The sequence below is a fragment of the Paraburkholderia aspalathi genome (genome assembly GCF_900116445.1).
GTDB lineage: Bacteria > Pseudomonadota > Gammaproteobacteria > Burkholderiales > Burkholderiaceae > Paraburkholderia > Paraburkholderia aspalathi.
Window position 1 is genome coordinate 182,557 of sequence record NZ_FPBH01000019.1, and the last position, 14,164, is coordinate 196,720.

Here is a 14,164-nt window from a genome sequence, read left to right on the forward strand (position 1 = left end):
AATACCTTGTAGATATAGACCGATACTAAATCAGTGTTGGACGAGGCCTTCCGGCGTCCACTATTCTGCATTCACACTCTGTTTCAGCACCCATTATACCTTTCAAGCATATCCAAGAGGGCGCTAAACCAAGGGTTTACCCCCAAATAAAATAGAGATTCAGGAGCAGACATGAGCGTCAAAGTGTTCGATACGAAGGAAGCGCAGGACCTGTTAAAGGCTGCTGCTAACGTCGGTAGCCGGGACGGCAGTGCTCGCGCCCAGCAAATTGTCCATCGCCTGTTGGTCGATCTGTTCAAGGCCATCGACGACCTTGACATGACGCCCGATGAAATCTGGGCCGGCGTTCACTATTTCAACAAGCTCGGCCAGGACGGCGAAGCGGCCCTGCTTGCCGCAGGTCTCGGTCTCGAGAAGTATCTCGACATTCGCATGGATGCAGAGGACAAGGCTGCTGAAATCACCGGTGGCACGCCGCGTACTATCGAAGGCCCGCTGTATGTCGCCGGTGCGCCGGTGCACGATGGCGTGTCGAAGATTGATATCGATCCGGACGAGGATGCCGGCCCGTTGGTGATCCGCGGCACCGTAACCGGCCCGGACGGCAGACCCGTCGCAGGTGCGGTGGTCGAATGCTGGCACGCAAATTCAAAAGGCTTCTATTCGCACTTCGACCCGACCGGCGCGCAGAGCGAGTTCAACCTGCGCGGAGCGGTCAGCACCGGTTCCGACGGCAAGTACGAATTCCGTACGCTCATGCCCGTGGGCTACGGTTGCCCGCCGCAGGGCGCGACCCAACAACTGTTGAACGTGCTCGCCCGCCATGGCAACCGCCCGGCGCACGTGCACTTCTTCGTCACCAGCGACAAGCACCGCAAGCTGACGACGCAAATCAATATTGAAGGCGATCCGCTGATCTGGGATGACTTCGCCTACGCGACCCGCGAGGATCTGATTCCGCATGTCGTCGAAAAGACCGGCGGCACTGCGTTGGGTATGAAGGCCGACGCGTACAAGGAAATCGAGTTCAACATCGCGTTGACTCCGCTGGTTCAGGGCAAGGATAACCAGGCCGTCCATCGTCTGCGTGCGTCTGCTATCGCCTGACCGCTAAACGCGGCAGCTACGTCGTACCCCCGCTGCCGCTCAATCTTTCGCAAGAATCTTTCGACACCGATGCGCGTGCTCCATGACCTGGCGCACGCGTAGGGAGAGCACGCATGTCTGCAATTATCGACAAAGCCTCGCAACTGGATGAACTGCTGCATACCGCCGTTCAGGACGACAAGCAAAACGGCGTATTCCGTTGCCGCCGCGATATTTTCACCAACGCCGATCTGTTTGAGCTCGAGATGAAACATATCTTCGAGAGCAACTGGGTGTACCTGGCTCACGAAAGCCAGGTTGCCGACAACAACGACTACTACACCACCTGGATTGGCCGCCAGCCGATCGTGATCACTCGCGACAAAAACGGCGAACTACACGCGGTCATTAACGCCTGCGCGCACAAAGGCGCCATGCTTTGCCGGAAAAAACACGGCAACAAAGGCACCTTCACCTGTCCGTTCCATGGCTGGAGTTTCGCCAACACCGGCAAGCTCCTGAAAGTGAAGGACGTGAAGACCACCGAATATCCGGTGCAGTTCAACACCAACGGCTCGCACGATCTGAAGAAAGTCGCGCGCTTCCAGAGCTATCGCGGCTTCCTGTTCGGCAGTCTCAATGCGGATGCGATGCCGCTCGAGGACTACCTCGGCGAGACTAAGGTCATCATTGACCAGATCGTCGACCAGGCCGCAAACGGACTGGAAGTGTTGCGAGGCAACTCCTCCTACATCTACGACGGCAACTGGAAGATGCAGATGGAGAACGGCTGCGACGGCTATCACGTCAGCACCGTGCACTGGAACTACGCTGCGACGATGGACCGCCGCAAGGTCGATGGCACGAAGGCTGTGGATGCGAATAGCTGGAGCAAGTCGGTAGCCGGCGTGTACGGCTTCGACCACGGCCACATTCTGTTGTGGACCCAGACGATGAACCCGGACGTACGACCGGTTTATCAGTACCGCGAGGAAATCAAGGCACGTGTCGGCGAAATAAAGGCGGATTTCATTGTCAACCAGACTCGAAACCTGTGCCTGTATCCGAACGTGTTCCTGATGGACCAGTTCAGCACCCAGATTCGCGTGATACGTCCGCTGAGCGTCGACAAGACTGAGGTCACTATCTTCTGCTTTGCGCCCAAGGGTGAGAGCGCAGCCGACCGCGCTACCCGCATTCGCCAATACGAGGATTTCTTCAACGTTACGGGCATGGGCACCGCGGATGACCTTGAAGAGTTCCGCGCCTGCCAGGCCGGCTATGCCGGCACCACGGCGATGTGGAACGACCTTTCGCGCGGCGCGCCCTTGTGGGTCGAAGGTCCCGACGCGAACGCGAAAAGCATGGGCATGAAGCCGCTCATCTCAGGCGAGCGCAGCGAAGACGAAGGCCTGTTTGTCTGCCAGCACGAATACTGGGTGCAGGTGATGCGCGATGCACTGAAGAAAGAACAAGAGGAGACCGTGGCATGAGCTTCGACTACCCCAAAATCTGCGCCACGCTTTACCGCGAAGCGCGTCTGCTCGACGACCGCCAGTGGGACGATTGGCTCGCCTGCTACGCCGAGGACGTCACCTACTGGATGCCCGCGTGGGACGACGACGACCAGCTCACCGACGACCACGAGAGCCAGATCTCGCTGATGTATTACCCGGACCGTGGCGGCCTGGAAGACCGGGTGTTCCGCATCAAGACCGAACGCAGTAGCGCGTCGATGCCTGAACCGCGGACCAGTCACAACGTCACCAATGTGGAAGTGCTGGCCGAACGCGGCAACGAAGTGGACGTGCGCTACAACTTCGACACGCTCAGCCACCGTTACAGAATCAACGACCATTTTTTCGGCACGATGTTCGTTACGTTGCGAAAAGTCGACGATGCCCTGTTGATTGCCAGCAAGAAAATTGTGCTGAAGAACGATTACATCCGCCAGGTGCTCGACATTTACCACGTTTGACGTCGAGCGCCGGGAGGAACTGGAAGTAGAGGAGACAACATGTCCACTTACAACATTGCACTGAACTTCGAAGACGGCGTGACCCGCTTCGTCGCATGCAAGCCGGGCGAAAAGGTGCTCGATGCCGCCTTTCGCGCGAAAATCAACCTGCCAATGGATTGCTCCGATGGCGTGTGCGGCACCTGCAAGTGCCGCGCCGAAAGCGGCAGCTATGACCTTGGCGACGATTACATTGAAGACGCGCTGAGCGACGACGAGAAAGACAGTGGCCTTGTACTCACCTGCCAGATGGTGCCGCAAAGCGATTGTGTGATTGCCGTGCCCGCCTCCTCCATTGCGTGCAAGACTGAACAGAGCAGATTCGCCGCGACGGTATCTAAGGTGGTGCCGCACAGCGATGCGGCTGTCGTGCTCGAACTGGACGTGGATGCAAGCGCGCCGGTATTCCTGGCGGGCCAGTACGTCAACATCGATGTTCCCGGCAGCGGCCAGCATCGTTCGTATTCTTTCTCATCCGCGCCGGGGCAATCGAAAATCAGTTTTCTGATCAAGCGGATTCCCGGTGGCGTGATGAGCACCTGGCTCGATTCCGCGCAGCCTGGCAACAAGCTGGAACTGATCGGGCCGCTCGGTAGTTTCTATCTGCGCGCCGTGGAGCGGCCGTTGCTGTTCCTCGCTGGCGGCACGGGTCTGGCTCCGTTCCTGTCGATGCTGGAAGTGCTGGCGCGTACCGACTCGCAGCAGAAGGTCCACCTGATTTATGGCGTGACCCGCGACCTCGATCTGGTGCAGGTCGATGCCATTGAAGCCTACGTGGCGAAGTTGCCGAATTTCACCTACGCCACCGTCGTGGCCGACACGGATTCGACTCATCCCCGCAAAGGTTGGGTGACGCAACACATGCCGGCCGAGGCCTTGAATGATGGTGACGTCGACGTTTATTTGTGCGGGCCGCCACCGATGGTCGATGCAGTGCGTAAGCATTTCGACGATAACGGCGTGAAGCCCAACAGCTTCCACTACGAGAAGTTCACTCCTAACGCAGCACCGAGGACCGCATGAGCACGCAACGATTTGCCGGCAAGGTCATGGTCGTCACAGGCGCGGCACAGGGCATTGGTCGCGCCGTAGCGCTGCGTGCGGCCGCTGAAGGTGGCAAGGTGCTGTTCGTCGACCGCGCGGAGTTCGTCTCTGAAGTCGCTGCTGAAGCAAGCGGCACGGAGACGGCAGGCTTTGTTGCCGACCTCGAGACGTACGAAGGCGCGGCATCGGCGATGGCTTTTGCAGTGAGCAAGTTTGGCGGCATCGACATACTGATCAATGGCGTTGGTGGCGCGATTCGCATGCGTCCATTCGCTGAGTTCGAACCTGAGCAGATTGACGCGGAAATTCGCCGATCACTCATGCCTACGCTTTATGCCTGCCATGCTGTGTTGCCGCACCTGCTCACGCGCGGTGGCGGCACCATCGTCAACGTCTCCTCGAATGCCACGCGCGGTATCCGCCGTGTACCCTATTCGGCGGCCAAGGGCGGTGTCAACGCGATCACGCAGTCTCTGGCGATGGAGTACGCGGAGCACAATATCCGTGTGGTTGCCACTGCGCCGGGCGGGACCGACGCACCGCCGCGACGCGTTCCTCGCAACACAGCCGGCGATAGCGAGCGGGAAAAGGTCTGGATGAGCGACGCGGTGAAGCAGGTTACTGAATCCACCTTCTTTAAACGCTACGGCAGTATCGACGAACAGGTCGCGCCGATACTGTTCCTCGCTTCAGACGAGGCGAGCTATATCACCGGCACCGTGTTGCCGGTGGCGGGTGGTGACACCGGTTGAGGCGATTCAAGCTGCGCCCTTTTCCTCCCTGCATCGAATCCATGGTTCAAAGACCGCGACGATGCGACCCCGACCACCTTTGAACGCGTTGAACATTCTCTGACGTGTGGGGGCCCGAAGAACGCCGCTAACAGCAAGCGAGTTACGCCACTGAGAACTGCGGACGCACCGGCGTGTCGGTACGAGGCAGGCCCAACATTTGGCGCGCCTCGGCCGGCGTAGCGATCTCATAATCCATTTCGCGCAAGATACGAACAGTCCGTTCAACGAGCTCGACGTTGCGCGCCAACTGCCCCTGGCGATAATAAAGATTGTCCTCAAGCCCGACGCGAATAATCTGCCCGCCCAGCAGCAGGGAGTTCACGCTCGCCGGCAGTTGTGCCGGACCGATTCCGCTCACGCAGAAGATGCTGTCTTTCGGCAGTAGATCGACCATGTACTGGAGCGACTTTGGGTTGTACGGCATGGCGTTCTGGAAACCGCGATGCGCATTCATGACCATGTTGATCACATAAGGCGGTTCGTCGAGACCAAGCTGGATCAGCGTGTTGACGTCCTGCACGATATGCGTAGGGCTGAACACCTCCCACTCCGGCTTGATGCCACGCTTTTTCATTTCTTCAGCGAGGTAACGGCAACGTGAAGGCGACGTATTGAGCAGCACTTCCTTGCCGCCGAAACTGGCCACGAACGTGCAGGCGTCCAGCGTGCACATCTCGGCGCCCGCCTCCATGCCTTTGAGGCGCTCCTCCCAGACGGTGTCCCACATGCCACCTTCGATCGGCTGAATCATGTCGCCGTGAACGCCACCACCTGTCGAGTTGTTGATGACGATGTCGCACTTCGCGCGGATCTGGTCGTTGATGCTGCGGTAGATATCGGCGTTGCAGGTAGCCTCATCGTTGGGCAGCCGTGCATGGACCGCGACCACGCTGGCTCCGGCGTTATAGCAATCGTAGACATCCCGTGCTATTTCGGCGGGCTGCGTAGGAAGATGAGGATTCTGCGATTTGAACGCCATACCGCCCGTCGGGGCGACGAGAACGATAACCTTGTTGGTAGCCATGTTGCGTCTCCGTGAAGTGTTTCGAGTTGTGTTCCAGCGATCGTCGAGGTTCGACCTACAGGATTTCAGATCGTTATAGGGACGCGTTTGCCTGTTCGCGAATACGAAAGCGCTCAATGCGCCGCCGCAGATCATCGATGATCGTCACAGGCACGCGGCGTTCGAGCGAGAAAAGCACGATGACCTGTTCGATTCGCACGCGCAGTTCGTTGCTCGAAAATGCCGTGAGCGTCAGGGCGATCGAACTGGTGCCGATTTTTCTCACTGCCAGCCGCAATTGGAGCGTGTCACCGATAGCGCTTGCCGCAACGAAATCACATTCAATCCTCACAGTTGGCACACCCAGTCGCTGCACAGCGATCAAGTCAGCATAGTTCACCTCCAGTCCGTCGTTGAACCAGTCCTCGATCAGTTCGTGAAACAGTACAAAGTACTGTGGGTAGAAGACGATTCCGGCTGGATCGCAATGCTGAAACCGGATGAGCTTCTTCGATTCGAACTCGTGAGGAGCTTTCACAGTGGTGTCCCCCGATGAAAATTGAGAGTCATTGCCTGTTTCTACAAAGCTCAATGTGCGAGCACCTGGCCCGCACGGAGAATGTCAGCATATCTCTCCAGGAAACGGTCGAACACCGCAATGAACCGTTCGATTTCCTCAGTGCCGATCGGCATGCTTAGCACGATGAAGCCGCGCCGAGCGAGATAGATGCCGTGTTCAGCCATATGAAAGAAGAACAGGTCCTTGAGAATGTTTCCCACCGGCAGCAGGTCTTCCACCGAACGGATCTCATGCGTGCCAGCCTGTAAATTCATCAGCGAACCCGTGCCGATGAACTGCAGCGCCACATCCTTTACCTCGCACATTGAATTAAGCCGGGCTCGCAACCACTCTCCGCGCGCGTTCAATTCCGTCGCAACGGCAGGCGTGTACAGCTCCGACAGTCCAGCTGCTCCGGCTGCCATCGTTAATACGTTGTTGTTGAATGTGCCCGCGTGCGGCGTCGCATCTGGATTGCGAGGATCGAACTGATCCATTATTGCAGCACGTCCTCCGAATGCACCGAACGACATGCCACCACCGATGTACTTTCCAAGTGTTGTGAGGTCCGCATGGATGCCAAGCTTTTCCTGAAGCCCACCAGGGGAGAGACGGGAGGTCATCACCTCGTCAAAGATAAGCAGCGCGCCGTTCCCGGACGTCAGCTTGCGCAGACCCGCCAGAAATTGCTGGTCGGCGGTAATGCACCCAGAGGCTCCCTGCATCGGTTCGGCGATCACTGCGGCAACTTCGCCCTCGTGAGATTCGAACAACACTCTCACACTTTCGAGATCGTTGTACCGGGCGATCAGGAAATCATGCGGGACGTTGACTGGACTATTTCCTTTCGCGAACGTGAGCACGCCACCATGGTAGCCACCGCTGAACAGAATAATCTTCGAGCGACCCGTGTGAACCTTGGCAGCAGCGATAGCCATCAGGTTTGCTTCGGTGCCGGAGTTGGTGAAACGAACAATATCGACCGATGGGAAGCGGTCGCAAATCAGTCGAGCAAGCTTCGACTCGAGCAGGTTGTGCCCGCTCAGGTTGATACCTCCGTCGAGGGCACCATCGATCGCTTGCCGGATAACCGGGTTAGAGTGTCCGTAGATACCCGCCGTGAATTCGGCGATGAAGTCGATGTATTCGTGACTATCTACATCCCAAAGGCGGCAACCGTCCCCTCGAGCGATGGCCAGGGGAAACGGTGAGTAATACAGGACCGATCGCGTGTTGCCACCCGGCATGACGCGAGCGGCTTGCTCATACTGCGACGCGCTTCTGGGGTTGCGTTGAGCATAAATTTCAGCAGCTTTCGCGACGGCCTCGGCAATCGGCGCGGGGTCCAGCTTGATCGGGTCTTGGGTCATGACGGTACTAAGTGTGGGACGACGATGACGGCGCGCGGCGGTCGCGAAAGCAGCGCCACCGTACCGCCATGAATGATGTACTACATTTTATTGTACGATGAACAATAAATCTAGTTTACCCAAGATCCAGCTTTGCCCGGTCCTTCATGAAAACAAGGGCCGGCAGCGTGGCGAGGGCCGAGATTGCCAGCAGCCATCCAGCATCAGGCGCGTAGCCGGTCCCTTCGATGATCCATGTGGTGAGAAAGGGTGAAAATCCCCCGAGAATGATTGCCATTGCACCGCCGAAAGAAACCCCGGTCGACCTGACGCGTGTCGGGAACATTTCAGCAATCGCCGACGGCCCAGGCCCGGAGTACATCGCGAACATCACGTTCATGAGCAATTGAAGCAAAAAGAAAGTGGTAAATGATTCGGTTACAACGATCTTTTTATAGAGCGGATAAGAGAACAGCAGAAAGAAGAGACAGCTTGAGAGAAGAAGCGGCTTCCGGCCAAACCTGTCAGACAGAAATCCCATCAGCGGCGCCAGGATAATGACGCTCGCGAGTGAGGCAGTACTTGTCCAGAGAGCCTGTTGCCTTGTCACGTGCCCGTACTTCGCCGCGAACGTAGGCATGTAGACAGAGACCATGTAGGAACATACGGCCCAAAAAATCACGAATGAAAACGCGTGGCACACGGCTCGGGAAAAGGCCCGAACTTCACCACGGGCCACGATTTTGTGAGCCGAACCCTTTTCGTAAGCAGGAGACTCGGGCACGCTCCGGCGCATGTACATGCCGAGCGGACCGAGCAGCGCGCCCAGGAAAAATGGAATGCGCCATCCCCATTGCTGCAAAGATTCTGCCGGAAGGAGCGTTGCCATGGTCGCGGCAACCGCCGAGCCGAGGAGTAGTCCTGCAGCAATGCTTGATTGCTGAAAAGATCCAAAGAATCCTCGGCGCGACTTGCCGCCCCACTCAACGAGGAAGGCCGCTGCTGTCCCCCACTCTCCGCCCGCGGAAAAACCCTGAATGAGTCGCGCGAGTACGAGAAGACACGGCGCTAGCAGCCCTGCCTGTGCGTACGAGGGCAAACAGCCGATCATGACGGTACTTCCCGCCATCAGAAGCATCGTGATCGAGAGTGCCTTTTGACGCCCCTCTTTATCGGCCATGCGGCCGAGTGCGAGGCTTCCGATTGGACGGGCGACAAAACCGACTCCGAACACCGCAAATGACGCAAGGAGGGAAGCGTACTCATTGGTCGATGGGAAGAAATTTCTTGCGATGATTGGCGCGAGAAAGCCATACACGCCGAAGTCGAACCACTCAAGAACGTAACCTGAGATCCCTGCAAGGATCGCCTTGCGTTGTTGTGCGCGTGGCGCTGGAGTGATATGTGCCGGATTGTCCGGCGCGGTGGTGTCGAGATTCACGATTCCAATCCTTTCGATATGTGCGACCGTGCGCACGACGTGCCTGGCTGACGCCCAATGGTGCTCGTGCTCTGTCAGAACCGATGCCGCATACCGACCCGCAGCGCCAACTGCCGATCGTTATCAGACGGGCCGATGGTTACCAGGTTGGCCACGGTGCCCGCCCCGATTGCTTTCTCATAGTTGGCCGACGTGTATATATCGGTGCGCTTGGACAGCAGGTAGTCAAGAGTGAGGGCGAACTCATTCCATTTGCTTTCGGCGATCTTCGAATACGTGTATCCACCAGCGACTTCCAGGTCGGGAAGGATCCAGTAACGAGCCGCGGCATTCAGACTTTGCAGAGTTTCCGAGCTGCTTCCGTTGTCGAAGTGGGTATTGCTGTAGACACCAGAAAGGCCAAATTTGCCGAAATCCCACCCGGCACCAGCGCCTGCCGTGCGAAACTCCCTGACTGCGACGCTGGTCGCCGCAGTCGCCAACGGTGCACCGAAAAATGTCGAGACCCCAAGGCTGGAGCCTGGCGAGAAAAAGTAGTCGTGGATATCGGTGACAGCCGCGCCCGCGCTGAAGGGACCGTGTACGTAGCTTGCGCCGAAACTGTAGGCATGCCCGTAGTTGGTAGTGGGTGCGGACTGCGAATTGAAGCTGTACTGCGCGTTGACCTTGAAGCCCGCCATGTCGGGACTTGCATATGTCACCATATTGTCAAGCCACTCACCCGATATCCGATCCTGATCGCCCGGATTCAGGTTATAAATGCCGACCGTCGTGTATCCGGAATGGAACCGAAGCAGCATGGTGGTCATCTGGTCATACTGACGACCAAGTGTGAGCGTACCGTATTGCGAGCTCGACAGTCCCACAAACGCAAGACGACCAAACTCAAGCCCTCCCTGCCGTGATGCACCGGTGTTCGGATTGAAGCCGCCTTCCAGATTGAAAACGGCCTTCAGCCCACCGCCCAGGTCCTCTGCGCCCTTGAAACCGAAGCGGTCGCCCTGGCTCACGCTGTCATCCAACTTGTAGACATGCTTGCCACCTACGTTCGAGACATAGGTCAGGCCGTCGTCGATCACACCGTACAACGTTACGCTGGACTGGGCCTGCACTGCGCTTGCCGCTCCGAGAGCCGTTACCGCACAAATAGTCTTCAGTTTCACCTTTGATCTCCAAACCGTTGCGGAAATTGATGTCGCTTGTGTTCAGCGGACATTCCAATGTCGCCCTGTCATTGTTCACTGAACAATGACACGTTATACGGCGATCAAAAAATGATTGCAAGTGCGCAAGAACCCGAGCACTGCCTATCGGCATGTTGTTCGGTTTACAATGATCTTCTTGTTCACAGGCAGGCATTACGTTCAGACATGACGGGAAAGGCGATGACAACTTCACGCGAAAAAACAGTGCGCACCGCAAAGAAAGCGGTCAATGTGAAGGACACGGCGGCGGCGAAGACGAGCACCCGTCGATCACTCGTAGGCAACTCGGCTGTGCCGGTGCCCCGGGCTCGAGCCGCGAAGGGCGCGGCACCAGGTGCGGCGCTGACCAAAGAAAGAATTGTCACTGCCGCGATCGAGCAGATTGACCGAAATGGCCTGATGGGGTTTAGCCTGCGGGATGTTGCCCGATCCCTGGGTGTATACCCGGCGGCAGTCTACTGGCACGTCGCGACTCGGGACGATCTGCTCGCATCCGTCGTAGAGGCAACCATGGCCGACGTTGCCCCGGAAACGGGCAAGTTGCCGTGGCAGGACTGGTTTCGCGAACTGTTCTCGCGCTGCCGGGAGGTGATGCGCCGCCATCCAAACGTCGCACAACTGGTCGGCGGGCAATTGGTTGCGAATGCCAGCCTCAGCCCCGGAATGATCGACAGAATCCTTACGGTGCTTATCGCTGCAGGTTGCCAGGAAGCGAGAATCGTTGAGATGTATAACGTCGTAATTGCAACGATGGTGGGATTCTCGACCCTCGAGTTTGCTTCAAGTCCCACGGACGATCCGGGAACATGGGCGGCACAACTCCAGGAAAAAGCGCATGCCATCCGTGCGCTGGAATATCCCACACTCGCCCGACATTTACCGGCGATGGCGAACCGGGCGTTTATAGTTCGCTGGCAGAACGGCACGGAAGCGCCGATGGATTCCAGTTTTACAGCGTATGTGGAAGTAGCGATCGCCGGCATGGAGCAAGTGCTGGCCCGGCAATGAGGAAGCCAGGCGTCCAGCCATTACCGTCATTTTGTGTGCACGGCCGCCATTCGGCCATGCTTAAGTAAATGAAGCAAGCGGCCCTCATTTGGCGTCGCGTACGCGGGAGCAAGGGACGTTCGGCCGTCAGATGAAAGTAAGAAGTCGGGCCGGATTTTCCACAAGAATCTGGTTCACTTCTGCGTGTGTAAAAGCGCGTCGCAGCATTCGGGGCACTATATTGGCAAAAATATGCTGATATCCGTGGCCGCCGTAGCGACCCAAGCGCGTTCGCGTGCAGATGTCGTGGCTGATCAATACCTGCTCGCCATGCCCTCGGTCGAGCAACGCCCTGACCATACGGAGTCGCCCGGCGTCATTCGGCATATCAATGTCAGACATCGGATAGGCCGACTGTTCCCAGCCGAACAGATCGAATTCGATCACACACCCACTATCCGCAAGTTTGAACAGACGATCATCATCAAAGATCGTGCGATCTATATGGCTGATGATCACGCGTTCGGTCGAATATCCGAGTTGCCTGATAGCATCAACGAGTTCCTGAGGCTGGTCTGGATCCCGCCCTGGGTGGATGTTGACCGATGCGCCAGTTTCCTGCTGCGCGATGAGCGCGCCCCGGACTACACGCTTTTCCTGATCAGTCCACGGTGCCTGGCAACCGATCTCGCCAATGATCCCTGCCCGAATCGAGGTACCCCACGCACCTTCGGTGAGCTGCCCGACCATTTCAGATGCAAAATCCTCGACGGTCTTTACCGAATTAGACGGGAGGTGAAATTCGTGCACATAGTGTCCGCAACCCATTACGATATGAGCGCCCGTTGAGCGGGCGATGGTCGCGAGGCCTTCGGGATTTGGCTTAAGACCACCGGTCGTCAGGTCCACAATACTGCGACCGCCGACGCCTATCATCTCCTCGACCTCCTCAATTGCCACGTCAATCTGGTCAAGCCGATAATTCTTAAGCGAAGGCTGTTGACCATAAGTGATCTTCCAGCAGTTGCATAGATCGACTTCGACCTCGTCGTGATCGGCATCTTCAGCCAATCGCGGTGGTACGAGGTCAATCAGCAGATGTTCGTGCATCAAGGTAGCGCCGAGCTCGGACGGATCGATCAATCCCAGGACGGTCTGGACTTTTCCTTTGCGTGATTCGTGGGACTCGGCTGTCATGAAGCAACTCTTTACGTTGGCGTAACACTCATTGTACGACGAACAATAAAATATGCGCCAGCGGATTAAAAAGCCGCGAACTTAACTGGGAGTGTCGACGAGTCTCCGGCAGGCCGTGGCTATTTCAGGCCCCCTGGACAGATTTGATGGCCAGCGCGAGCCGCTTGTGGGTGCATCGTGAACCTATCATCATCGGGCCGATGCGACAGCGCCTGCGCGGCTCCCTCCACGTTTCCCCGCGCAATCCGGATGGCTTTGTCGAAGCTGCTATCCGTCGCCACATGCCTGTTGTCGACACTGACGAGCCAACGGTCACTGCTGCAGCACCAGCGAATCCTTCGCTCTTCAAGCAGCAATGCGAACCACCGCCAGATGGAGGCATCTTCGGCATTGGCGGCTAAGGCCGCCGCCGCTCTGACATGCCTCATATCGTTCAAATTGCTCACGTGTCACCTCATCCGACCTGGACTTTCCCTCGACGTACGCTTAAGACAGCATGGCCTCGAACTCCGGCACGACCGTGAACAGGTCGCCCACCAGACCGTAATCGGCGACGCTAAAAATCGGCGCTTCCGGGTCCTTGTTGATCGCCACGATGACCTTCGAGTCCTTCATGCCGGCCAGATGCTGGATCGCACCCGAGATGCCGACCGCCACATACAGTTGCGGCGCGACGATCTTGCCGGTCTGGCCGACCTGATAGTCGTTCGGTACGAAGCCCGCATCGACGGCCGCGCGCGACGCGCCCAGCGCTGCATTCAGCTTATCTGCCAGCGGCTCCAGAACTTTGGTGTAGTTCTCGCCATTGCCCAGACCCCGGCCACCCGAGACGATGATCTTCGCCGACGTCAGCTCCGGACGGTCCAGCTTCGTAACTTCACGGCTCACGAACTGCGAGAGGCCCGTGTCGGCTGCCGCTTCGATCTTCTCGACCGTTGCGCTGCCGCCTTCTGCTGCTACCGGATCGAAACCGGTCGTGCGAACCGTGATGACCTTGATCGGGTCTTGAGATTGAACCGTGGCGATAGCGTTACCCGCGTAGATCGGGCGCTCGAACGTATCGGCGCTGTCCACTGCGGTGATGTCACTGATCTGCGCGACGTCGAGCTTCGCGGCGATGCGCGGCGCGATGTTCTTGCCGTAGGCGGTCGCCGGCGTGAGGATGTGCGTATAGTCCTTCGCGATGTTCATCACGGTTGCCTGGACGTTTTCCGCGAGACCCGCTTCGAGTTGCGCCGCGTCAGCCAGCAGCACCTTCGAAACACCTGCAATCTTCGCTGCCGCATCCGCCGCAGCCTGTGCGTTGTGCCCTGCGACCAGCACGTGGATATCGCCACCAATCTTCTGCGCGGCTGCAATCGTGTTCAGCGTCGCGGCCTTGATCGACGCGTTGTCGTGTTCAGCAATTACCAGATTCGTCATTTCGTCCGTCTCCTCACAGCACCTTGGCTTCGGTCTTCAGCTTCTCGACCAGCGTCTTCA

Annotated in this window: 14 protein-coding genes; 7 read left to right on the plus strand and 7 right to left on the minus strand. The window is 57.8% G+C overall.

All coding sequences use genetic code 11. From position 1 onward, the window contains the following. The first annotated feature begins 171 nt into the window (after positions 1–171). The 5 genes from catA to benD all read left to right on the plus strand — a co-directional run bounded on the left by catA (position 172) and on the right by benD (position 4,899). A complete protein-coding gene (gene catA, locus BM438_RS26475) occupies positions 172–1,107 on the plus strand; it encodes a catechol 1,2-dioxygenase (RefSeq protein WP_093640174.1) in 936 nt (311 codons plus the stop codon). 113 nt (positions 1,108–1,220) lie between these two features. Beyond that, positions 1,221–2,579 carry a Rieske 2Fe-2S domain-containing protein gene (locus BM438_RS26480; protein WP_093640177.1) on the plus strand — a complete coding sequence of 453 codons (1,359 nt, stop codon included), beginning with the start codon at positions 1,221–1,223 and terminating at the stop codon, positions 2,577–2,579. Then, on the plus strand, positions 2,576–3,064 hold the full coding sequence (benB, locus tag BM438_RS26485; protein WP_054035207.1) for a benzoate 1,2-dioxygenase small subunit: 489 nt from the start codon (positions 2,576–2,578) through the stop codon (positions 3,062–3,064). The genes BM438_RS26480 and benB overlap by 4 nt, the downstream gene beginning before the upstream one ends. A 39-nt stretch (positions 3,065–3,103) precedes the next feature. Then, entirely contained in the window at positions 3,104–4,126 is a 1,023-nt protein-coding gene (gene benC / locus BM438_RS26490; RefSeq protein WP_093640180.1) for a benzoate 1,2-dioxygenase electron transfer component BenC, read from the plus strand. After that, the gene (gene benD, locus BM438_RS26495; protein WP_093640183.1) at positions 4,123–4,899 is read left to right on the plus strand and encodes a benzoate diol dehydrogenase BenD; all 777 of its coding nucleotides are present in this window, start codon (positions 4,123–4,125) and stop codon (positions 4,897–4,899) included. Before benC ends, benD begins: the two co-directional genes overlap by 4 nt. 142 nt (positions 4,900–5,041) lie before the next feature. Here benD and BM438_RS26500 read toward each other — a convergent pair whose 3' ends face one another. The 5 genes from BM438_RS26500 to BM438_RS26520 all read right to left on the minus strand — a co-directional run bounded on the left by BM438_RS26500 (position 5,042) and on the right by BM438_RS26520 (position 10,456). Further along, positions 5,042–5,965, minus strand: a complete 924-nt coding sequence (locus BM438_RS26500) for a beta-keto acid cleavage family enzyme (RefSeq protein WP_093640186.1) — start codon at positions 5,963–5,965, stop codon at positions 5,042–5,044. 73 nt (positions 5,966–6,038) lie between these two features. Next, the gene (locus tag BM438_RS26505) at positions 6,039–6,536 is read right to left on the minus strand and encodes an acyl-CoA thioesterase (protein ID WP_244179456.1); all 498 of its coding nucleotides are present in this window, start codon (positions 6,534–6,536) and stop codon (positions 6,039–6,041) included. Then, positions 6,533–7,873, minus strand: a complete 1,341-nt coding sequence (locus BM438_RS26510) for an aspartate aminotransferase family protein (protein ID WP_093640192.1) — start codon at positions 7,871–7,873, stop codon at positions 6,533–6,535. Before BM438_RS26510 ends, BM438_RS26505 begins: the two co-directional genes overlap by 4 nt. A gap of 115 nt (positions 7,874–7,988) precedes the next feature. Then, a complete protein-coding gene (locus tag BM438_RS26515; protein WP_093640195.1) occupies positions 7,989–9,293 on the minus strand; it encodes an MFS transporter in 1,305 nt (434 codons plus the stop codon). Between the two features lie 74 nt (positions 9,294–9,367). Beyond that, positions 9,368–10,456 carry a porin gene (locus BM438_RS26520; protein ID WP_093640198.1) on the minus strand — a complete coding sequence of 363 codons (1,089 nt, stop codon included), beginning with the start codon at positions 10,454–10,456 and terminating at the stop codon, positions 9,368–9,370. Positions 10,457–10,513: 57 nt separating this feature from the next. Between BM438_RS26520 and BM438_RS26525 the strand changes: the two genes are divergently transcribed. Then, positions 10,514–11,506, plus strand: coding sequence for a TetR/AcrR family transcriptional regulator (locus BM438_RS26525; protein WP_244179457.1), 993 nt, complete (start codon positions 10,514–10,516; stop codon positions 11,504–11,506). A 126-nt stretch (positions 11,507–11,632) separates the two neighbouring features. Here the strand turns inward: BM438_RS26525 and BM438_RS26530 are convergent, their stop codons facing one another. Then, on the minus strand, positions 11,633–12,682 hold the full coding sequence (locus tag BM438_RS26530; protein ID WP_093640203.1) for a phosphotriesterase family protein: 1,050 nt from the start codon (positions 12,680–12,682) through the stop codon (positions 11,633–11,635). A 146-nt stretch (positions 12,683–12,828) separates the two neighbouring features. Between BM438_RS26530 and BM438_RS45610 the strand changes: the two genes are divergently transcribed. Beyond that, positions 12,829–13,083, plus strand: a complete 255-nt coding sequence (locus BM438_RS45610) for a hypothetical protein (protein ID WP_167378462.1) — start codon at positions 12,829–12,831, stop codon at positions 13,081–13,083. Between the two features lie 85 nt (positions 13,084–13,168). On the opposite strand, the gene BM438_RS26540 is transcribed toward BM438_RS45610, so the two are convergent. Continuing rightward, positions 13,169–14,104, minus strand: a complete 936-nt coding sequence (locus BM438_RS26540; protein WP_093640206.1) for an electron transfer flavoprotein subunit alpha/FixB family protein — start codon at positions 14,102–14,104, stop codon at positions 13,169–13,171. Positions 14,105–14,164 lie beyond the last annotated feature (60 nt).